Genomic DNA, 21,076 nt, shown 5'->3' on the forward strand with positions numbered 1-21,076 from the left:
GCCTGGCGCAAGTCCATGCCCGAGATGGCACTGGCCGTCGCCGCGTGGGAGCCCAGCGTCACCGACGGCGCCGTCCGGCTCTGCCCCAAGACCGGCCGCCTGATGACGCGCCTGAAGGTGGACAGCCAGCATCCGCTGCGCCTGGATTACAGCGCGGCAGCGCAGGCGATCTGGCTCGATGCCGGCGAGTGGGACACCCTGGTCTCGCTCGGCGTCCACGGCCAGCTCGATGCGATCGCCTCCGACCGCTGGCAGGCCAGCGTGCAAAAGGCTGCGTCGCGTGAGCGCATCGAGCAAGCCGTGCAGGCGCGCTTCGGCGACGACTTCGCCGAACTGGCCCGCATCCGGGCCTGGCTGGACACCCGTCCGAACCGCCGCGAGATGCTCGCCTTCCTGGGCGCACCTAAAGACCAAAGCGACTGAAGCAAGAGACCATGAGCCAAGAACAAGCAGCACCGGCGGGGGCGCAGGCGTCCCTGCGCCATTCGAGCAGCTTCGATTTGCTGCGCAAGCGGCTGGCCGACCAGGGCAAGTCCCTGCTGGAGAAAGCCAGCGCGCTGAACCAGGCCCGGCTGGCCGAGTTCGGCCGCGAAGAGATGGCCCTGCGCGCCCGCACCCGCGCCCGCACCGACAACAACTGCACCGCGCGCGACCTGGTGCTGGTCGGCGACGTGCTGCTGTTCGGCTATAACGTCTTCATCGGCCTGCGCCAGGAAACCCGGGTCGCGGACGTCTTCGCGCTGTACCGCCTGCGCCAGGACGGCGCCGAGGTGGAGCTCGACGCGCTGGCGCTGGAGGGCAGCTTCCTGGCCGACCCGCGCTTCGTGACCGAATTCAAGGAGCTGTATAGCTACTACCGCAACGCGCAGCTGGTGCAGTTGCGCGTGATCCAGGGCAAGCTGCTGGCCGCCTTCAAGATCGGCGAACGCCAGAGCGACCTGCGCGTGTTCCGCTGGCAGCTGGACGAGCAGGGTGCGGCGTCCTATATCGACAACCGCGGCGAACGCGATAGCGCCTTGCCGCCGCCGCATGATTTCGAGTGGACCGTCACCACGCGCGACCAGCACGTGCTGGGCCAGCACCCCCATGTGAACGTGCTCGACACCTTGTTCGTGGAAACGGTCGGCGGCGACTTGACGGTCAAGATCGAAGACAACACGGAAACCGGGCTGGGCATCCACAGCGAGCCGGTCGACGATCCCAACCAGTCGCTCAGCGACGCCGAGATCGCGTATGCCGCGCTCGGCGACCTGATCCTGCTGCGCGTGCGGCCCTACCGCGAGACGCAGCTGCGCTACCTGGTGTATTCGCGCCTGAGCCAGCAGGTGCAGCGGGTCGACAGCATCGGCGCCTCGTGCGTGCAGCTGCCGGAGGACCACGGCATCGTGTTCCCCGGCGGGGTGATCCTGCAGGGCGGCGAGTCGCGCCTGTTCGCCGGGCTGCCGGACGGCCTGCAATTCGAGCGCCGCGTGCTGGCGCCGAACGGCGAAGACGTCCTGTACGTGTTCTACGAGGTGGTCAGCGGCACCTATGTCCTGCTGACCTACAACCTGATCAACAAGACCCTGTCGCAGCCGTTGGTCGCGCATGGCTATGCGCGCTACGACGATGGCAGCATGCTGCTGTTTACCGCGGAAAGCGAGGAGCCGACCCGCAACCACCCGATGCAGTGGTGGCAGACGCCGTTCCTGAGCGAAGAATATGCCGCCCGCGCCGCCCCGCGCCAGGGCTTCTTCGGCAAGATCGGCAACCGTGAGCTGGTACGCGGGCTGTCGGAACTGTACTCGATCGGGCGCATGGTGCGCGAGCAGGGCGAGGCCGGCGCCGACGCAAGCGCGCTGCCCGGCCGCGCCGTCTATGAGAGCTTGCTGCGCCAATGCCGCCGCGTGGCGGATGCTTTCCACTGGCTGGGGGCGCCGGAGGCCAAGGGCGTCGGCGCCGACCTGGGCGGCTTGTCCGAGGTGGCCGGCGCCACCATGGACGAATTCGACAAGGTGGCGGCGATCCAGCGCGAGGCCGCGCGCGTGCTGCAGCAGGCGGCGCAGGAACAGCGCCAACTGCTGGCGGAGACCGCCAGCCGGCTGTGGCAATCGCCGACCGAATTCATCGAAGCCCTGGAGCAGATCCGCCTGGCGCGCGGCCGCCTGGCGACGCTGAAGGAACAGCGCTACATGGACGTGGCGCGCCTGGCGCAACTGGATGGCGAACTGGGCGCCGAAGAAGCCCGCGTCGGCGAGCGCACCGTGCAATTCCTGTCCCAGGCCAACGCTTTCGCCAAGCTGGAAGCGGCATTGGCGCAACAGCGCGAGCAATTGCCGCAACTGGCCACCACGGCCGAACTGGCGCCGCTGAACGAGGCCCTGGACCGCACGGCCCGCAACCTGGATGGCTTGAACGAGCTGCTGGGCACCCTGGCGGTGGGCGACGCCACCTTGCGCACGCACATCCTGACGGCCATCTCCGGCCTGTACGCCGGCGTCAACCAGTTGCGCGCCGAAGCGCGCCAGCGCCGCAAGCAGCTGACGCAGGCGGAGTCGGCGTCCGAGTTCGCCGCCCAGTTCCAGTTGTTCAGCCAGTCGGTGGAGAGTAGCCTGGAGCAGGCCGACACGCCGGAGCGCTGCGACGAATTGCTCACGCGCCTGTTGGCCCAGCTGGAAGCGCTGGAGGGGCAGTTCGCCGAACAGGAAGATTACCTGGCCGAGATTGCGCATAAGCGCGAAGCGGTGTACGAAGCCATGGAAGGGCGCAAGCAGTCGCTGCTCGATGCGCGTGCGCGCCGCGTGCAGGCCATCGGCGACGCCGCCCGCCGCATCCTGGCGGGCGTGCCCAAGCGCCTGGCCCAGTTCAGCGAACCGGCCCAGATGGAGGCCTACTTCGCCTCCGATGCCTTGCTGGGCAAGCTGAAGGCCAGCATCGAAGAATTGCGCAAGCTGGGCAACGCGGTCGCGGCCGACGACTTGGGCGGCCAATTGAAAAGCCTGCGCGAGCAGGGCCAGCGCGCACTGCGCGACCAGAACGAACTGGTGACCGGCAACGTCATCAAACTGGGCCGCCACGCGTTCACCGTCAACCGGCAATCGCTGGAACTGGCCATCGTGCCCCACCAGGGCGCGCTGGCCTTCCACCTGGCCGGCACCGATTACTACGCGCCCCTGCAGGACGAGCGCCTGGACGCCCTGCGCCCATGGTGGTCGCAGGAGACCCTGGCCGAGACGGGCCAGGTTTACCGCGCCGAATACCTGGCGTACCAGTTTGTGCTGGCCGTGCGCGCCGGCAGCGCCGGCATCGATTGGCAGCAGTTGCAGGCAGCGCTGGCGCAGCCGGACAGCGTGCTGCTGGAGGAACAGGTGCGCCGCTTTGCCGCGCCACGCTACCACGAAGGCTACCAGAAGGGCCTGCACGACCACGACGCCGCCGCCATCCTGCGGCAGTTGGTGCCGTTGTGGGAGAACGCCGGGCTGCTGCGTTTCAGCCCGCTGGCGCGCGCCGTCGCGCTGCTGTACTGGACGCATGTGCATGCCTCGCCTGCGGCGCAGTCCTTGCGCCACCAGGCGGAACAGGCCGAATTGATGCGCCGCCACTTCAACAGCGAGCGCTTATGGGGCAAGCTGGCGGCGCAAGCCGAACAGGCGCTGGAGCGCTTCCTCGCTGACGAACAGCTTGAGATCGACGCCTGGCTCGATCACGGCAGCGAAACCCGGGCCTTGCTGCTGCAGCAGGCCGCGCGCTACCTGCTGTCCGAACTGGGTGCGCCCGCCGGTGCGGACCAGGCCTGGCTGCTTAGCCGGAGCGGCAGCGAACTGGCCAACGGCCTGGCGCAGCATCTGGCACGCCACACTATCGCCGCCCCCTGGCAAGCCCCCGCCTTGTCGTGGCGCGAACGCTGGATGCTGGCCACCGAATGGCTGCACGGTTACGCGAGCCAGAACGGCCATGCGTTGTCGCTGCTGCCCGAGGCGGCCGCCAGCCTGCTGTGCACCCTGCCGCGGCGCGTCCAGCAGGCCAGCATCGAAGCGCAGGTCAGCGGACTGCTTGGCGAGCATGCGCGCATCGACAACCGGACGCTCAAGCTGCAGCTGAATGATTTCCTGCGCCGCCTCGAACATCACGAAGCCGTGGTGGTGCCGGCCTTCCGCGCGCTGCAGCAGTTGCGCCAGCAACTGGCGCAAGAGGAGAACGCCCGCCTGCGCCTGGACCAGTTCCAGGCCAAGCCGCTGTCCAGCTTCTTCCGCAACCGCCTGATCGACGAGGCTTACCTGCCCCTGGTCGGCGACAACCTGGCCAAGCAGATCGGCGCGGCCGGCGACCAGCGCCGCACCGACTCGATGGGCATGCTGCTGCTGATCTCACCGCCTGGCTACGGCAAGACCACGCTGATGGAGTACCTGGGCGAACGCCTGGGCATGATCTTCGTGCGCATCAACTGCCCGGTGCTGGGCCACGACATCACGTCGCTCGATCCGGCCATGGCCGGCAGCAGCGCCGCCCGCATGGAGCTGGAAAAGCTCAACCTCGGCCTGGCGATGGGCAACAACGTGATGCTGTACCTGGACGACATCCAGCACACCAACCCCGAGTTCCTGCAGAAGTTCATCGCCCTGGCCGACGGCACGCGCCGCATCGAGGGCGTGTGGCGCGGCGAGAGCCGCAGCTACGACCTGCGCGGCAAGCGTTTCGCCGTGGTCATGGCGGGCAACCCCTACACCGAGTCCGGCGACGTGTTCAAGATTCCGGACATGCTGGCCAACCGCGCTGACATCTATAACCTGGGCGATGTGCTGAGCGGGCGCGAAGAATTGTTTGCCCTGTCGTATATCGAGAACGCGCTGGTGGCGCATCCGGAACTGCAGCCGCTGGCCTCGCGCGACCCGCATGACCTGTACCTGCTGGTGCGCATGTCGCAGGGCGAACCGGTGGCGGCGTCGGAGTTGAAGCATGCCTATACCTCGCAGGAGATCGACCAGATCTGCGCTGTCCTGCAGCGCCTGTTCAAGGTGCGCAACGCGTTGATGAAGGTCAACCTGGCCTACATCGCCTCGGCCGCGCAGGACGATGACTACCGCACCGAGCCGCCGTTCAAGCTGCAGGGCAGCTATCGCAATATGGCCAAGCTGGCGCCCAAGGTGTCGGCCCTGATGCACGACACCGAACTGGACGCGCTGCTGCGCGACCACTACCGCGGCGAGGCGCAAACCCTGACCACCGGCGCCGAAGAGAACCTGCTGCGCCTGGCGCATTTGCTGGGCCAGCCGACGGACGCGGAGCAGGCGCGCTGGAATGCGCTGGTGGAGGAATTCGTCCGCCTGCGCAAGAATGGCGGGCCAGCGGACGGCGCAACGCGGGTCGCCGATCACCTGGCCGAGATCGGCGCCGGCATCGCCGCCCTGGGTGGCCGCATGACGCCGCAGGTGCAGGTGCATGTGCCGGAACAGGAGCGCCTGCACGAACTGCTGCAGCGCCTGGCCGACAGTTATGAAAAGGTCCTGCTGCCCATGATGAGCGCGATGAACTACAAGATGCGGCTTGACCACGGTATCTGGGACGAGGTGCGCGCTACCAGTTCCATCGTGAAGGACATGGAACACCGCCTGCGCCATCGGGGCAAGAAGGGCCCGCCGCCGCCCAAGCAGCCGCGCGGGCCGCTTGGTGAGCCGATCGGTGAGCCGCTTGGTGAGCCGCCAGCCGACTGATTATCCGGCGTACAGCGCTTGATGCTTGGCGCGCAGCACGTGCTTCTGGATCTTGCCGGTGGAGGTCATCGGCAGGGCCTCGACGATCGCGATGTGCTTGGGGATTTCGAAGCCGGCCAGCGTGCTGCGGCAATGCTCCTGTAGCGCGCCGGCGTCGGCCGCCTGGCCCGGCTTGAGGCAGACGAAGGCAGTCACGGCCTCGATCCATTCCTGGTGCGGCAGGCCGACCACGGCGGCCACCGCTACGGCAGGGTGGCCAAGCAGGGCCTCTTCCACACGGATGGCGGGCACGTTTTCGCCGCCGGTCTTGATCATGTCTTTCAGGCGGCCCTTGAAGTGCAGGTAGCCGTCCTCGTCCCACATGCCAAGGTCGCCGGTATGGTGCCAGCCGAAACGGCGTGCCGCGGCTGTCGCCGCGGGATCCTTGAAGTAGCCCAGCATGGCGTTCGGCCCACGATGCACGATTTCGCCGACTGCTCCTGGTCCGAGCAGGCGGCCGTCGGCATCCATGACGGCGGTGTCGTTGACGGGCGTGGCTTGCCCCCAGCAGTTGCCGCTGCGGTGCTGTTGCTCGGGCGGGAAGTAGACCGTCATCGGGAACATCTCGGTCTGGCCACTGCCCAAGGCGAAGCGCGGGCAGAATTCGAGCATCAGGCGGCGCAGCAGCCCGGGCGCCATCGGGGCCATGGCATAAATGGCGAGGCGCAGCGTGGACAGGTCGTGTTCCGCCCGGGACGGGTGCACCAGCATTGCGCCGTACATCGCAGGCAGGGCGGCCACCAGCGTGACGCGGTCGCGCGCCAGCGTGGCCAACGCGGCCGCCGGCTCGAAGGCGCGCGCGATCGAGATGGCGGCGCCGCAGGCCAGCCCCGCCGCGGCCATGCTGAACTGGGCGCAGTGAAACAGCGGCAGGATGGCGGACAGCACATCCTGCGGCACGATCGATACGGTCACCGCATTCGACATCACGGCCGCCATCACCGAGCGGTGCGAGTGCATCGCGCCCTTCGGGTTGCCGGTGGTGCCGCTGGTGTACATGATCAGTGCCAGGGCGTTCTCGTCGATTTCCAGCGCGGGCGGCGTAGCCGTCTGCGTGGCGATTGCGTGCGCCAGCGTGCCGTCGCCACTGTCGGTGCCGCCGGCGCAGCGCAATAGCGGCAAGCCGAGCGAAGGCAGGGCCGCATTCCATGCGGGATGCGCCGCCAGCTGCGCATCGGCCACCAGCAGGCGCGCCTCGGCGTGCTGCACGATATAGGCCACTTCGGTCGGCGACAGCATGGCATTGATCGGAACCCACACCATGCCCGCTTTCAGGATGCCGAAGCAGGCGACCATGAACTCCATCGAGTTGGGGCTTAGCATGGCTACCTTGTCGCCCGGCTGCAGGCCGTTCGACAGCAGGTACTGCGCGAAGCGGTTGCTGTCTTTTTCCAGCTCCGCGTAGCTCATGCTGCGGCCGTTTTCCAGCAGCGCTGCGGCGCTCCCGTTGCGGCGCGCGCTGCGCGAGACCAGGTTGCCAAGGGTGTCCTGCATGCGCTCATCCATTACCAGCCTCCACGAACAGGTCGATCATCGGCTCTACGCCCGGAGTCACCAGGTAATCGGAGAAGTCTGTGACACCGCTGGCGCGCAGGACTTCCTCGTCGATGAAGAAGTTGCCGTTGGTCGAGCGGCTGTCCCGCGTCAGGATCCGGTGCGCCGCATCGGCCATGATTTCCGGCTTGCGGCCATATTGGGCGCCGCCGGGCAGGGCGACGTTGAGGGCCGCCGTGGCGATAATTGTGCGTGGCCACAGCGCGTTGACGCCGATTCCGTCCTCGGAAAATTGGGCGGCCAGGCCATGCACGATCATGCTCATCGCGTACTTCGAGGTGGTATAGGCGGCATGGCGCGCGAACCATTTCGGGTTCATGTCGATCGGTGGTGAGAGCGTCAGGATGTGCGGGTTGCTGGACTGCTGGAGGTGTTCGATGCAATGCTTGGCGCACAGGAAGGTGCCGCGCACGTTGATGTCCATCATCAGGTCGAAGCGCTTCATCGAGGTGCTCTGGGCGTTGCTCAGGCTGATGGCGCTGGCGTTGTTGACCAGTATGTCAATGCCGCCGAATTCGGCAACACCCTTTTCGATGGCGGCTACGACCTGCTCCTCTTCGCGGATATCGACTGCCAGCGGCAATGCATTGCCGCCGGCGGCGCGGATTTCCTCCGCGGCGGAATAGATGGTTCCCGGCAGGCGCGGATCGGGCTCTGTCGTCTTTGCCGCGATGATGACATTCGCTCCATCGCGCGCCGCGCGCAGGGCGATCGCCTTGCCGATGCCCCGGCTCGCGCCGGTAATGAACAGGGTCTTGCCTTGCAGCGTATCCATGAACTCTCCGTCAGGTTGTAATCTCCAGCAGCAGCTGGCCCGTTGCCACTTGCATGCCAAGCGCAGCTCCCAGCGCGGCAACCGTGCCGTCGCGGGTAGCCAGCAAATTGTGTTCCATCTTCATCGCTTCCAACGCCAGCAGCGGTTGGCCGGCGCTTACCTTGTCGCCCTGCGCGACATGCAGCGAAACCACGCGGCCGCTCATGGGGGCTTCGATGCGGCCGCCGGCCGCGCCCATGCCCATGCCCATTTTGCGCGGCGGCGTGTCGCCCAGGTCGTCCAGCGTGTGCTCGACGCCGTCCAGCAGGAAGTGCGTGCGAGCTCCATCGGCCACGAAATGCAGCTTGGCGTGCCGGCCATCGAGCGATAGTTGCAGCGTTCCAGTGCCGGCTTCTGCCACGTCCACGCGCGCCGGCGTGGCGCCGCTCCCGCTGGCGATGCGCCAGGCGCCGGAACCGTCCGCGCTGGCCCGGACCTGGCAGGCGGCGCCGTCCAGCGTGAAGCGCAAGGGGAGGGAATACGGATGGCTGGAACACCAGCCTTGCAGCTCGCCGGGGTAGCGGCGCTCCTGGCGCCGGGAGCGATGCCAGGCCAGCATGGCGCTGGCCGCCAGCACGGTGCGGGCCGGCGTGGCGGCGATGGTGCGCCGCTCGGGCGGCAGGTGTTGCGCTATAAAGCCGGTGCTTGCCTGGCCTTCAACGAAGGCAGGGTGTGCCAGGCATTGCGCGAGGAAGGCGCGGTTGCTGGGGAGGCCGAGCAGGATGCATTCGTCCAGCGCGCGCCGCATGCGCCGCAAAGCGTCGGCGCGGTCGCGGCCGTGGGCCACCAGCTTGGCCAGCATCGAATCGTACCAGGGCGGCACCGCCACGCCGTCGCCCAGCGCATGATCGCAGCGCACCCCGTCCGGCGCGGTCCAGCGCAGTACTTTCCCGCTTTGCGGCAAAAAATCCTGCGCCGGATCCTCGGCGCACAGTCGCACTTCGATGGCATGTCCGCCTGCCGCGCGGCGCGCATCGAGTTCGGCTTGCTGCAGCGGCAGCGGTGCACCGGCCGCTACCAGCAACTGCCACTCAACCAGGTCGATGCCGGTGATCGCCTCGGTCACGGCGTGTTCGACCTGGAGCCGGGTATTCATTTCCATGAAATAGAATGCGCCGTCGCGGTCGAGCAGGAATTCCAGTGTACCCGCGCCCACGTAGCCGATGGCGCGCGCCGCCGCCACGGCCACGGCGCCCATGCGCTCGCGCAGCGCGGGGGGCACGGCGGGCGACGGCGCTTCTTCGATCAGCTTCTGGTGCCGCCGCTGCACCGAGCAATCGCGCTCGCCCATGTGCACCACGTTGCCGTGGCTGTCGGCGAATACCTGGATTTCGATGTGGCGCGGCGCGAGTATCGCGCGTTCCAGGATCACCTCGGCGCTGCCGAAGGCGTGTTGCGCTTCGGAGCGCGCCGAGGCCAGCGCTGCGCCGAACGCGCCAGCGTCATCCACCCGCCGCATGCCGCGGCCCCCGCCACCGGCGGCAGCCTTGATCATCACCGGGAAGCCGATGCGCCCCGCTTCGGCCACCATGCGTTCATCCGACTGGTCCGCACCCTGGTAGCCCGGCACGCAGGGCACGCCAGCCTCCAGCATCAGGCGCTTGGCGCCGGCCTTGTTGCCCATCGCTTCGATGGCCGCGGGCGGTGGGCCGATGAAGGCCAGCCCGGCATCGGCGCAGGCCTGCGCGAACTGCGCGCTCTCGGCCAGGAAGCCGTAGCCGGGATGCACGGCGCCGGCTCCGCTGGCTTGCGCCGCGGCGATCAGCGCGGGGATGTTCAGGTAGGAGTCGGACGGCGCGGGCCCGCCGATGCGCATTGCCGCGTGCGGGCCATCTGCCGTCCCGGCGGCGCAGTGCGGGGCGCCGGCATCGGCATCGGAGTACACCGCCACGCAGCGGTAGCCCAGGCGCCGCGTCGTGCGCATCACGCGCAGCGCGATTTCGCCGCGGTTGGCGACCAGGATGGTGTCGAAGGCTTTCACGCTTTGCGGCCCGGCAGGATGTCCATGTATTTGCAGATGATGCCCAGCATGACCTCGTCGGCGCCGCCGCCGATCGACGTCAGGCGCCCGTCGCGGTAGAACTGCGATACCGGGTTCTCCAGCGTGAAGCCCATGCCGCCCCAGAACTGCATGCAGCCGTCGGTGATCTGGCGCGCCAGGCGGCCCGCCTTCAACTTGGCCATCGAGGCCAGCTCGGTGACGTCGGTACCCCCGATGTACATGCCGCAGGCGCGGTAGGTCAGGGCGCGCAGCGATTCGAGCTCGGTCTGCATTTCGGCCAGCTTGAAGTGCACCCACTGGTTATCCAGCACGCTGGCGCCGAAGATCTTGCGTTCGCGCGTGTATTCGATGGTGGCGTCGATGCAGTTCTGCATCTGTTGCACGATATTGGCGGCGCACCACAGGCGCTCTTCCTGGAATTGCAGCATCTGGTAGGTAAAGCCCTTGTCCTCCTCGCCCACCAGGTAGCGCTGCGGCACCCGCACCTCGTCGAAGTGGATCAGGCCCGTGTCGGAGGAGTTCATGCCGATCTTGCGGATCTTCTGGCCGACGCTGATGCCCGGCGCATCCATCGGCACGATGATCAGGGACTTGTTGCGGTGCGCCGGGCCGTCGCCGGTGATCGCCAGCAGGCACATCCAGTCAGCCTGCAGGCTGTTGGTGATCCACATCTTGCTGCCGTTGATGATGTAGTCGCCGCCGTCCTTGCGCGCCGTGGTGCGGATGGCCGCCACGTCCGACCCGGCGCCCGGCTCCGACACGCCGACGCAGGCCACCGCCTCGCCGCTGATGGCCGGCACCAGGAATTCGCGCCGCAGCGCGTCCGAGCCGAAGCGCGCCAGCGCCGGCGTCGCCATGTCGGTCTGCACCCCGATCGCCATCGGCACGCCGCCGCAGCGGATATGGCCCAGCGCTTCGGCCATCGCCATCGAGTACGAATAGTCGAGCCCAAGCCCGCCGAATGCGGCCGGCTTGGACACGCCCAGCATGCCCAGTGCGCCCAGCTTGCGGAATACCTCCTTGGCCGGGAATATCTCCGCCGCCTCCCATTCGTCGACAAAGGGGTTGATATCGGTCTCGATGAAGCGTTTCAGGTTGCGCTGCAGTTCCAGGTGTTCGTGGCTGTATTCCATGGGGTCTCCAGTGTTATGGTCGCGCGACGCCGAATTGCACCGGTCGCAGTTCGCGCCGGCGCGCTTCCTCGCACACTGCCAGCACGCAGGCCAGCACCTTGCGCGTGTCGCGCGGGTCGATGACGCCGTCGTCCAGCAGGCGTCCGGATGTGGTGAAAGCGTCGGTCTGGCGCTCGAAGGTGTCGATCACTTTGGCGCGCATGGCGGCAATCGCCTCGCGGTCGACCTCCTGGCCCTTGCGCCGCATGCTGCCCTCCATCACGATGGCCATCGTTGTTGCAGCCTGCTCCGCGCCCATCACGGCGGTACGCGCATTGGGCCAGCTGAAGCAGAAGTCCGGCATGAATCCACGTCCGGACATGCCGTAGTTGCCCGCGCCGAATGAAGCGCCGCAATGCACGGTAATGCGCGGCACGTTGGCGTTGGCCAGCGCCTGGATCATCTTCGAACCGTGCTTGATCATGCCGGCCTGTTCGTAGGCCTTGCCGACCATGAAGCCGGTGGTGTTCTGCAGGAAGATCAGCGGCGTGCCGGACTGGCAGCAAACCTGGATGAAATGCGCCGCCTTGGTGGCGCCGGCCGGATCGAGCGGGCCGTTATTGGTGATGATGCCGACTGCCATGCCGCAGATCGCCGCGTGGCCGGTTACGGTGGCCGCACCGTAGCCGGCCTTGAATTCGAGGAAGGCCGAGTCGTCCACGATGCGCGCGATGACTTCGCGCATATCGAGCGGCTTGCGCTGGTCGCAAGGGGCGATGCCGAGCAGCTCGCCGGCATCGTAGCGCGGCATCGCATACCCGGCAGCTTGCGGCGCGGCGGGCAGCGCGTTGTTCCAGCCCAGGCCGGCCACCAGCTCGCGCGTGATGCGCAGCGCGTCCGCGTCGTCTTCGGCCAGGTATTCCGCCAGGCCGGAGACGGCGGCGTGCATCTCCGCGCCGCCCAGCTCCTCCTCGCTGGCGATTTCGCCGGTCGCCGCCTTCAGCAGCGGCGGCCCGGCCAGGAAAGCCTTGGCGCGTTCGCGCACCATCACCACGTAGTCCGACAAGCCCGGCATATAGGCGCCGCCCGCCGTGCTCGAGCCATGCACCACGCTGATCACCGGCAGGCCGGCCGCCGACAGGCGCGCCAGCCAGTAAAAGCCGCTGCCGCCATGAATGAAGGTCTCGACCTTGTAGTCCAGCAGGTTGGCGCCCGCGCATTCCACCAGGTGGATGAAGGGCAGCTTCTGCGCCAGTGCCACCTGCTGCAGGCGCTGGAACTTCTCGATCCCCATTGGCTGCACGGCGCCGGCGTCGATGCCCGAATCGTCCGCCACCACCATGCAGCGCACCCCGCTCACAAAACCGATGCCGCCCACCAGTCCGCCCCCGGGCACCGAGCGGGAGGGATCGGCATGGTCCAGGCAATAACCGGCCAGCGTCGCCATCTCAAGGAACGGCGCACCGGCATCGAGCAAGGCGCCCAGGCGCTCGCGTGGCAGCAACTGGCCGCGCTTGGCGAACAGCGGTGCCGAGGCGGCCGATTTGTCGCGGGTGCGCGCTTCCAGTTCGCGCAGGCGCGCCAGTTGCCCGGCCAGCGCCACGCTGTTGGCCTGGAAGGCCTCGCCTTGCGGCAGCACGCGGCTTTCCAGCGCGGGCATTACTCGCCCTCCAGTACGCGCGGCGTGGCCGCCAGGTGGAAGCCGTTGAAGGCCGCCGTGGCACCGGCCTCGCGCGGCTTGGGCATCGGCATGCCGGGCCGCACGTTCGGGCGGCCGCCGTCGACGCGCAAGGTGGTGCCGGTGATGAAGGCCGCCGCGTCGGACAGCAGGAAGGCAATCGCCGCCGCCACCTCCGATTCGGTGCCGAAGCGGTGCAGCGGAACGGTGCGCGGGAAAGCGCGGATGGTGTCGCGCATTTCCGGCGGATACTGGTCCATGCCGGACGAGGCGATATAGCCCGGTGCCACGGCGTTCACCCGCACCCCATACTGCGCCCATTCGAAAGCCGCCGTTTCGGTCAGGCTCACCATGCCGGCCCGCGCCGCGCCCGAATGGCCCATATTCGGCATGCTGCCGTACATGTCGGCCACGATATTGACGATGGCGCCGCCGTGTTCCGCCATGCTCTGGTTCAGGCACTCGCGCGCCAACAGGAAGCCGCCGGTCAGGTTGGTCTGTACCACCGCCTCCCAGCCTTTCTGGGAAATTTCGCGCAGCGGCGCCGGGAACTGGCCGCCGGCATTGTTGACCAGGCCGTGCAGCGGGCCGTGCTCGGCCACCATCTGCGCCACCACCTCGCGCACCGCTTCCTCGCTGCGTATATTGCAGCTGTAGCCGTGGGCTGAGCCGCCGGTGCGGCCGATTTCAGCCCGCACGGCGTCGAGTTTCGCCGCATCGCGCCCGACCAGCAGCACCTGCGCACCAAGCGCCGCCAGCTCGTGCGCCGTGCAGCGCCCGATGCCGCTGCCGCCGCCCGTGACGACGATGCTACGGCCCTCGAACAGGCCGGGTTTGAAGATCGATTGGTACATTCAGCTTCCTTTCAGCCCCAGCCGAGCTGGCGCGCGGCCAAGTCGTTGAGAATTTCTTCGGCGCCGCCGCCGATCATATACACCTTGGCGTCGCGGTACACCCGCTCGGCCACCGTGCCGCGCATGAAGCCCATGCCGCCCAGGATCTGCACCGCCTCCCCCGAGCATGCCTGCATGGTTTGCGCGGCGAAGTTCTTCAACATGCATACCTGCGCCACGTCCTGCGCCCCGGTATCCATGCGCGCCACCACGCTGTCGATGAAGGCGCGCGTGGCTTCGATACGTGTCGCCATGTCGACCAGTTTGTGGCGCACAGCCTGGTGCTGTACCAGCGCCCTGCCGAAGGTCTTGCGCTGCCGCGCCCATTCCACCGCTTCGTCGAGGCAGGCTTGCGCCAGGTAGCACGCATGCATGGCCAGCATCAAGCGCTCGTCGTTGAAGTTGCGCATCAAGAGCGCAAAGCCGGTGTTCTCCGCGCCCAGCAGGTTGGCCGCCGGTACGCGGCACTGGTCGAAATGCAGTTCAGCGGTATCGGAGCACCACCAGCCCATCTTTTTCAGCGGGCTGCGCGTCAGCCCTGGCGTGTCGCCGGACACCAGCAGCGCGCTGATGCCCGACGCGCCGGCACCACCGGTGCGCACGGCTACCGTGAGCCAGTCGGCGCGCATGCCTGACGTAATGAAGGTCTTGCTGCCGTTGACGATGTAATGGTCGCCATCGCGCACGGCGGATGTCGCCAGGTTGGCCACGTCCGAGCCGCCACCCGGTTCCGACACGGCCAGCGCGCTGATGTGCTCGCCGGACAGGATGCCAGGCAGGACACGCGCCCGCAGTTGCGCGGACCCGCCATGCACGATCGGCGGCGCGCCGATGCGATGGCTGAACAGGGAGGCCAGCAAGCCGCCGCAACCGGCGCGGCACAGTTCCTCGTTCAAGGCCTGCAACTGGCGGTAGCTGGCGGGAATGCCGCCCTCCGCTTCCGGAAAGCCAAAGGCCAGCAGCCCAAGCTCGCCGGCCTGCCGGTACAAGGCGCGCGGAAAGGTGCCGGCCTCCTCCCAGTCGTTGACGTGGGGCCGCAACTCCTGCTCGACGAAGCGGCGCACGGTGGCGCGCAGTGCCTCTTCCATCATGTTCTCCGGCTGGTGAAATTGGGCGGAACGGCCACCGGCATCGCCAGCAGCCATTGCGCCATGCCTTTGCCAAGCGGGTCGTGGCGTAGCGAAGCCATGCCGCCACCGCCCAGCGCCTGCTCGCACACGAAGTTAAAGGCTTGAATGCCGGGCAATTCATAGCGCGTCACCGCACCGTGCACCTTGTCCGCCAAATGCACCGCCACCGCCTCGGGCGTCAACTGCTCCCGCAGCAAAGGCAGGTCATCTGGATGGCGCGCGATGACGCCGATATTCGAGGTATCCCCCTTGTCGCCGCTGCGTGCCCAAGCCAGCTCGATCAGCGGCACCAGGCGCCACCCCGCCCCGGCTGGGCCCGTGTCCCACCTTGGGGTCATCACGGGGACGCCGAGTCCCGAATCGGGACACGGTCTCGAGCGTAGCGGTGTGGCACAGAAGAGCTCGTGTCTCATTTCGGGTGTGACCCCAAGGTGGGACATGGGCTGGGCCGTGGTGCCGTCGGGTAGGTGGACGAGGGGCTGGAGGCGGGTTTTGTCGAGCAGGAAGGAGAACTGTTTGATGGCGGGCGAGACTGACGGCCGCCCGCCGAAGCCGGTGGTGCCGGGCGCCCAGGAAGTGCCGGCGGGGGCGATCTCGCGTGCGAATATGTCCAGCGCGGCACGCTGCGGGTGCGCTACCGCCAACCACATGACTGCTTGCCCGAAGCCTTCTGCGGCGCCGAGAACGTCCATATTTGTCGCCGAGTAGTCGGCCAGGCCGGCGCGCGCAAACATGGCTCGCGTGCGTGCCAGGATCGCGTCCGCACTGCGGCGCGCCTTGCGCCCGGCGTCGTGGCCGACCACCGTCAGTTGCGCGGCGCTGCGGAAGCCATCGGCATAGGTGGCACTGACCTTGTAGGTACTGGTGGGCGCGTTGCCGCGTGCACCTTGCACCAGCACGCGTTGCGGGCCGTCCTTCATCAGCGTGACATGGGTGAAATCGCACACGACATCGGGCAGCAGATAGCGCGCCGGATCGCCAATCTCGTACAGCAATTGCTCCGCTGCCACGGCCGGCGACACCAGCCCGCCCGTGCCTTCCGGCTTGCCCAGCACGAAGCTGCCGTCGGCGCGGCATTCCACCACCGGATAGCCGCTGTTGGCCCAATCCGGCACCTCTTCCCAGTCGGTGAACAGGCCGCCGCTGCCCTGGCAGCCGCATTCGATCAGGTGGCCGGCCAGGCTGCCGGCCGCCAGCAGGTCGTAGTCGTCGGCGGACCAGCCGAATTCGTGCATCAGGGCGCCCAGCGTCACCGCGCTGTCGACGCAGCGGCCGGTGATCACCACGTCGGCGCCGGCATCCAGCGCGGCCTTGATCGGCAGCGCGCCGAGGTAGGCGTTGGCGCTCAGGACGGTGGCCGGCAGCTCGATGCCTTCCTCGCGCAGGGCGGGCAGCAGGGCGGAAACGTCGTCGCCTTCGACCACGGCGATGCGCGGCGCAAGGCCCTGTTCCGCCGCCAGCGCGCGCAGTGCTGCGGCGCAGCCTTGCGGATTGATGCCGCCGGCGTTGGCCACGATGCGCACGCCGCGCGCCAGCGCATCGCCCAGCTCGTCGCGCATGACGTCGATGAAGTCGGTGGCGTAACCGAGTTCCGGCTGCTTGCGGCGCGCGGCCGCCAACAGCGACATGGTCAGTTCGGCCAGGTAATCGAAAACGAGGTAATCGAGCTCGCCGCCATCGAGCAACTGGCGTGGGCCGAGGGCGCTGTCGCCCCAGAAGCCTGATGCTCCGCCGATCCGGACATGGTTCCTGCCTGCGCGCACCGTGCCTCCTTTTATTAAATCATTCGATTGAATAATTTAGGATACTCCGGAAAAGCGCGGGCATGCAAGAAAAAAAGCCCCGGCTGCCGCCAGGAGGCGGGGCCGGGGCTCTCGCGTCAGCTTAGCCGACGCCAGGTGCTTAAGGCACCAAGTTGAAGTTGACGTTGACGGCGTTGGCGATATTGATGTCGACCGCTGCGTTGGACAGCGTGGTGTAGCCGGTCGCCGAAGCATCGACCTTGTACATGCCGGTGGCCGGGATGGTGCCGGCGCTGGAGAAGGCCAGCGGCAGGGTCGCGCTATACGCGGCGTATTGCGGTGGCGCCAGCGGCAGCCTGGTGATGCTGTACGCGCCGGTGCTCAGGTCGGCATTGGTGTAGCGCAGCGTCACGGTCGGGCCGCCGGTAATGGCTTGCTTGGCCGAGACCAGGGCCGATTCGGTGGTGCTGGCCGGGGCCAGGGTGGCAGTGCCGCTGATCGAGCCCATCAGGCTGGGGGTGGCCAGGGTGAATGGCGCGCCAGTAGAGCTGATCGGGACCATGGCGCTGGTGGATGTCACCGGTACGCCGCCGATCACGTAGGCGGCATGGGTATTGGAGGTGATGACCACGTCGTAGTTGCCGAGAGGCAGGCGCGACAGCACGAATTCGCCGGTGGCGCTTGGCACCGTCGCCGCCACCACGGCACCATTTTGCTGGGCGCTGACGGTGACGCCATCGGACAGCAACGGCACGCTGACAAAACCGTTGATGCCGTTCAGGGCAGTCGGAATCACTTTCACTACCGGTTTCAACGCGTACTTGCCGTTGCCCTTGGTGACAATGGATTTGCAGGCGTCGAAGTCCATCACCAGGTCGTAGCGCTGGCCAGCTTCCACCGTGAAGTCGGCGTTCATCTTGATGCCGCTTTGTACCGCGCTCGGGGTGTCGAGCGAAATCTCGGCGGTGGTGCCGCTCAGGACCACGGAGTTGGCAGTCGCATTGCCGGTGTTCGGGTCCAGCACCAGGCGCACCTGGTTGTAGCGGCCTGCCGCCAGCGAGGTCTGGCCCAGTGCGTCGAGGGTGCCGTTGGTCAGGTTCAGCAGGTTGATCTTTTTACCCGGCGACAGGGTGATGTCGGTCCAGCCGCTATCGGTGTCGCTGGCGGTGGCACTGGTGTTGACGCGCACTTTATTGACCGTGACATTCACGGCGTCAAAGCCGCAGGCCGGTGCGTCGGTTATCGAGGCCGCCAGGGTGCCCATGGTCTGGGGCGGCGGAGTGCTGCCGCCACCCCCACCGCCGCCGCAGGCCGCGAGCAGGAGGGAGGTCAGCGTGAGCGGAAGCAGGGAGACTTTCGAGTTCATGATTTTGCCCCTTGTCGTAGTGATTAGCGCTCTTCCATTATCGGAAGCGACGGCAAAAACGCTATGTGCGATGACACACGCAGTAACAGACTGTTACAACTTGCATGACGAAAGTCGATTTAACTCAGGGGCAGTTGACGTTCCACGCAACAAGTTCTGCACGCGCTTGCCGCACTGTGATGTCAGCCTTGCTGCCGATATCACTTTCGTATCCCAGCAGAAACATGCCGTCCTTGCTGCGGCCCAGTGCACGCAACTGGAAGCTGCGCGAACGGGTCGGCGCGCAATTGGTGTTGCCGGCCATGAGCAGGCGCGCGCGCTGCAGCAATTCGCCCTGGGCCTGGATCAGGCGCAGCATGTCGATTTCGGCCAGCGGCGCGCGCAATTCGGCCATCGTGGCCGGCGGCATGCCGCAGTTGGTGGTGTGGTGGATCCAGACATGCTGGCTGGTTTCACCGCGCCAGCTGTCGTCGGCTTGTTGCGTGTAGCGGGTGCGCGAGACGCGGCACAGCGGCAGCACCAGGCGCACCGGCGCCGCGTCGGTGCTAGCGCTGGCAATCCATTTCTTGCCGTCGCGCGAAAGTTCAAGGCGCAGCGGCGGCACGGGCGTGCCCGGCGCGGTGCGCTGCATGAATTGTTCGAACGAGCGTTGCTCGGCCAGCGTCGGCGCGCGCGCGTTGGCGCCTGGTGCGGCTGCACTTGCTGCCTGCGCGGCCATCGCCGCCAGGAATACTACATATCGCATCCGGTCTCCTTTCATTGCGCATCGATTATAGATATAATCCGCTCGCTGCCGAAAGGTGGCACACGCTAGGGGTCCTGTGCGCTCATTTCCATTTTTGAGTGCGCGGGTGAGAAATACCCTCCGAACCTGATCTGGATAATGCCAGCGAAGGGAAGCTTCAGGATACGCACGGCTGCGCCACGCAAGGCGCAAGCGCAGGCGCAACCTAACCTCCTTTGCTGGCTCCTGCGCCAACAAAGGAGCCAAAATGAACGCCAATCCAACCTTCCTCGCCGCCCAGGCCGAGGTCGACTCCGCAGCAGTCACCCCGCTGCCGAATTCCCGCAAGATCTACGTCACCGGCAGCCGTGCCGACCTGCGCGTGCCGATGCGCGAAATCAGCCTGTCCGGCGACAACGCGCCGGTCACCGTGTACGACTGTTCCGGCCCGTACAGCGACCCGGACGAAACGATCGACATCCGCAAGGGTCTCGGCACGCCGCGCGCGGCCTGGATCGCCGAACGCAATGACACCGAACTGCTGGGCGGCCCGACTTCCGACTATGGACGCCTGCGCCTGGCCGACGAAAAGCTCGATGCGCTGCGCTTTGAGCTGCACCGCCAGCCGCGCCGCGCGCAAGCAGGCCGCAACGTGACCCAGATGCACTATGCGCGCCAGGGCATCGTGACGCCGGAAATGGAATACGTCGCGATCCGCGAAAACCTGCGCCGCAAGGAATACCTGGCCGGCCTGCGTGCCCAGGGCGAGAAGGGCCAGCGCATGGCCGACTTGCTGGGCCGCCAGCATCGCGGCGAATCGTTCGGTGCCGCCATTCCTGAAGAAATCACGCCGGAGTTCGTGCGCGAGGAAGTTGCCCGCGGCCGCGCGATCATCCCGGCCAACATCAACCACCCGGAGCTGGAGCCGATGATCATCGGCCGCAATTTCCTGGTCAAGATCAACGCCAATATCGGCAACTCCGCCGTGACCTCCTCCATCGGCGAGGAAGTGGAGAAGATGACCTGGGCCATTCGCTGGGGCGGCGACACGGTGATGGACCTCTCCACCGGCAAGCATATCCACGAAACGCGCGAATGGATCGTGCGTAACTCGCCGGTGCCGATCGGTACCGTGCCGATCTACCAGGCGCTGGAAAAAGTCAACGGCAAGGCCGAAGACCTGACCTGGGAAATCTTCCGCGACACCTTGATCGAACAGGCCGAGCAGGGTGTCGACTACTTCACCATCCACGCCGGCGTGCTGCTGCGTTATGTGCCGCTGACTGCCAACCGCATGACCGGCATCGTGTCGCGCGGCGGCTCGATCATGGCCAAATGGTGCCTGGCGCACCACAAGGAAAACTTCCTGTACACGCATTTCGAAGACATCTGCGAAATCATGAAGGCCTATGACGTCAGCTTCTCGCTGGGCGACGGCCTGCGGCCTGGCTCGGTGTGGGATGCCAACGATGCGGCGCAACTGGGCGAGCTGAAAACCCTGGGTGAACTGACCCAGATCGCCTGGAAGCACGACGTGCAGGTGATGATCGAAGGCCCGGGCCACGTGCCGATGCAGTTGATCAAAGAGAACATGGACCTGCAGCTGGAGCAGTGCAGCGAAGCGCCGTTCTACACCCTGGGCCCGTTGACCACCGATATCGCCCCTGGCTACGACCACATCACCTCCGGCATCGGCGCTGCGCAAATCGGCTGGTACGGTACCGCCATGCTGTGCTACGTGACGCCGAAGGAGCACCTGGGCCTGCCGAACAAGGCCGACGTCAAGGAAGGCATCATCACTTACAAGATCGCGGCGCACGCCGCCGACCTGGCGAAAGGGCATCCCGGTGCGCAAATCCGTGACAACGCGCTGTCGCTGGCACGCTTTGAATTCCGCTGGGAAGACCAGTTCAACCTGGGCCTGGACCCGGACCGCGCGCGCGAATTCCACGACGAGACCCTGCCGAAGGATTCGGCCAAGGTGGCGCACTTCTGCTCCATGTGCGGCCCGCATTTCTGCTCGATGAAGATCACGCAGGAGGTGCGCGAGTTCGCGGCCAAGGGCATGCAGGAAAAATCGATCGAGTTCGTCAAGGGCGGCGCGAGCATCTACCGCGAGCAGGCATGATCGAGATTGAACTGAACGGCGCCGCGCACGCGGTGCCGCCGCAGCAGACGCTGGACCGGTTGATCGATTCGCTCGACCTGGCCGGCCAGGCACTGGCGCTGGCGGTCAACCGCCAAGTCGTGCCGCGCCAGCGCTGGCCGCAGGTCGCGCTGAACCACAATGACAAAGTAGACATCGTCCGCGCCATCGGCGGGGGCTGAAAGG

The 21,076-nt window shown here is 66.9% G+C and carries 14 protein-coding genes and 1 riboswitch; of the genes, 4 read left to right on the forward strand and 10 right to left on the reverse strand.

What is annotated here, in order from left to right:
• Positions 1–15 precede the first annotated feature (15 nt).
• On the forward strand, positions 16–423 hold the full coding sequence (locus BM269_RS27410) for a TFIIB-type zinc ribbon-containing protein (protein WP_229204825.1): 408 nt from the start codon (positions 16–18) through the stop codon (positions 421–423).
• 11 nt (positions 424–434) lie between these two features.
• Positions 435–5,690 carry a DNA repair ATPase gene (locus BM269_RS27415; protein WP_090445232.1) on the forward strand — a complete coding sequence of 1,752 codons (5,256 nt, stop codon included), beginning with the start codon at positions 435–437 and terminating at the stop codon, positions 5,688–5,690.
• Here BM269_RS27415 and BM269_RS27420 read toward each other — a convergent pair whose 3' ends face one another.
• The 10 genes from BM269_RS27420 to BM269_RS27465 all read right to left on the reverse strand — a co-directional run bounded on the left by BM269_RS27420 (position 5,691) and on the right by BM269_RS27465 (position 18,765).
• The gene (locus BM269_RS27420; RefSeq protein WP_090445234.1) at positions 5,691–7,235 is read right to left on the reverse strand and encodes a class I adenylate-forming enzyme family protein; all 1,545 of its coding nucleotides are present in this window, start codon (positions 7,233–7,235) and stop codon (positions 5,691–5,693) included.
• Complete coding sequence (locus BM269_RS27425; protein ID WP_090445237.1) at positions 7,228–8,058, reverse strand: SDR family oxidoreductase; 831 nt, start codon at positions 8,056–8,058, stop codon at positions 7,228–7,230. The genes BM269_RS27420 and BM269_RS27425 overlap by 8 nt, the downstream gene beginning before the upstream one ends.
• A 10-nt stretch (positions 8,059–8,068) precedes the next feature.
• Positions 8,069–10,078 (reverse strand): acetyl/propionyl/methylcrotonyl-CoA carboxylase subunit alpha, encoded by a 2,010-nt coding sequence (locus BM269_RS27430; protein WP_211482755.1) that lies wholly within the window; start codon positions 10,076–10,078, stop codon positions 8,069–8,071.
• Complete coding sequence (locus tag BM269_RS27435) at positions 10,075–11,232, reverse strand: acyl-CoA dehydrogenase family protein (protein WP_090445240.1); 1,158 nt, start codon at positions 11,230–11,232, stop codon at positions 10,075–10,077. The genes BM269_RS27430 and BM269_RS27435 overlap by 4 nt, the downstream gene beginning before the upstream one ends.
• A gap of 13 nt (positions 11,233–11,245) precedes the next feature.
• Positions 11,246–12,871 (reverse strand): acyl-CoA carboxylase subunit beta, encoded by a 1,626-nt coding sequence (locus tag BM269_RS27440; RefSeq protein WP_090445243.1) that lies wholly within the window; start codon positions 12,869–12,871, stop codon positions 11,246–11,248.
• Positions 12,871–13,743 (reverse strand): SDR family oxidoreductase, encoded by an 873-nt coding sequence (locus tag BM269_RS27445; protein ID WP_090445245.1) that lies wholly within the window; start codon positions 13,741–13,743, stop codon positions 12,871–12,873. Before BM269_RS27445 ends, BM269_RS27440 begins: the two co-directional genes overlap by 1 nt.
• Before the next feature lie 11 nt (positions 13,744–13,754).
• On the reverse strand, positions 13,755–14,873 hold the full coding sequence (locus BM269_RS27450; RefSeq protein ID WP_090445292.1) for an acyl-CoA dehydrogenase family protein: 1,119 nt from the start codon (positions 14,871–14,873) through the stop codon (positions 13,755–13,757).
• Positions 14,870–16,675 carry an acyclic terpene utilization AtuA family protein gene (locus BM269_RS27455; protein WP_090445248.1) on the reverse strand — a complete coding sequence of 602 codons (1,806 nt, stop codon included), beginning with the start codon at positions 16,673–16,675 and terminating at the stop codon, positions 14,870–14,872. Before BM269_RS27455 ends, BM269_RS27450 begins: the two co-directional genes overlap by 4 nt.
• Before the next feature lie 139 nt (positions 16,676–16,814).
• On the reverse strand, positions 16,815–18,020 hold the full coding sequence (locus tag BM269_RS27460; protein WP_090445251.1) for a DUF4382 domain-containing protein: 1,206 nt from the start codon (positions 18,018–18,020) through the stop codon (positions 16,815–16,817).
• A 124-nt stretch (positions 18,021–18,144) separates the two neighbouring features.
• Positions 18,145–18,765, reverse strand: coding sequence for a hypothetical protein (locus BM269_RS27465; RefSeq protein ID WP_090445253.1), 621 nt, complete (start codon positions 18,763–18,765; stop codon positions 18,145–18,147).
• Between the two features lie 57 nt (positions 18,766–18,822).
• A riboswitch (TPP riboswitch) is annotated at positions 18,823–18,935 on the forward strand.
• A 77-nt stretch (positions 18,936–19,012) separates the two neighbouring features.
• Between BM269_RS27465 and thiC the strand changes: the two genes are divergently transcribed.
• Positions 19,013–20,872 (forward strand): phosphomethylpyrimidine synthase ThiC, encoded by a 1,860-nt coding sequence (thiC, locus tag BM269_RS27470; RefSeq protein ID WP_090445257.1) that lies wholly within the window; start codon positions 19,013–19,015, stop codon positions 20,870–20,872.
• Positions 20,869–21,072: a sulfur carrier protein ThiS gene (gene thiS, locus BM269_RS27475; RefSeq protein ID WP_090445260.1), complete on the forward strand. Its 204-nt coding sequence runs from the start codon at positions 20,869–20,871 to the stop codon at positions 21,070–21,072. Before thiC ends, thiS begins: the two co-directional genes overlap by 4 nt.
• Positions 21,073–21,076: the final 4 nt, after the last annotated feature.

Origin of the sequence: Duganella sp. CF458 (genome assembly GCF_900113115.1) — a bacterium.
Classification (GTDB): domain Bacteria; phylum Pseudomonadota; class Gammaproteobacteria; order Burkholderiales; family Burkholderiaceae_D; genus Rugamonas.

Excerpts from the sequence above, each read along its gene's own strand:
- BM269_RS27420 (WP_090445234.1), bottom strand. The coding sequence starts at position 7,235 with ATGGATGAGCGCATGCAGGACACCCTTGGCAACCTGGTCTCGCGCAGC.
- BM269_RS27445 (WP_090445245.1), bottom strand. The coding sequence starts at position 13,743 with ATGTACCAATCGATCTTCAAACCCGGCCTGTTCGAGGGCCGTAGCATC.
- BM269_RS27435 (WP_090445240.1), bottom strand. The coding sequence starts at position 11,232 with ATGGAATACAGCCACGAACACCTGGAACTGCAGCGCAACCTGAAACGC.
- BM269_RS27410 (WP_229204825.1), top strand. The coding sequence starts at position 16 with ATGCCCGAGATGGCACTGGCCGTCGCCGCGTGGGAGCCCAGCGTCACC.
- BM269_RS27425 (WP_090445237.1), bottom strand. The coding sequence starts at position 8,058 with ATGGATACGCTGCAAGGCAAGACCCTGTTCATTACCGGCGCGAGCCGG.
- thiS (WP_090445260.1), top strand. The coding sequence starts at position 20,869 with ATGATCGAGATTGAACTGAACGGCGCCGCGCACGCGGTGCCGCCGCAG.
- BM269_RS27450 (WP_090445292.1), bottom strand. The coding sequence starts at position 14,873 with ATGATGGAAGAGGCACTGCGCGCCACCGTGCGCCGCTTCGTCGAGCAG.
- BM269_RS27465 (WP_090445253.1), bottom strand. The coding sequence starts at position 18,765 with ATGCGATATGTAGTATTCCTGGCGGCGATGGCCGCGCAGGCAGCAAGT.
- BM269_RS27460 (WP_090445251.1), bottom strand. The coding sequence starts at position 18,020 with ATGAACTCGAAAGTCTCCCTGCTTCCGCTCACGCTGACCTCCCTCCTG.
- BM269_RS27415 (WP_090445232.1), top strand. The coding sequence starts at position 435 with ATGAGCCAAGAACAAGCAGCACCGGCGGGGGCGCAGGCGTCCCTGCGC.
- thiC (WP_090445257.1), top strand. The coding sequence starts at position 19,013 with ATGAACGCCAATCCAACCTTCCTCGCCGCCCAGGCCGAGGTCGACTCC.
- BM269_RS27440 (WP_090445243.1), bottom strand. The coding sequence starts at position 12,871 with ATGCCCGCGCTGGAAAGCCGCGTGCTGCCGCAAGGCGAGGCCTTCCAG.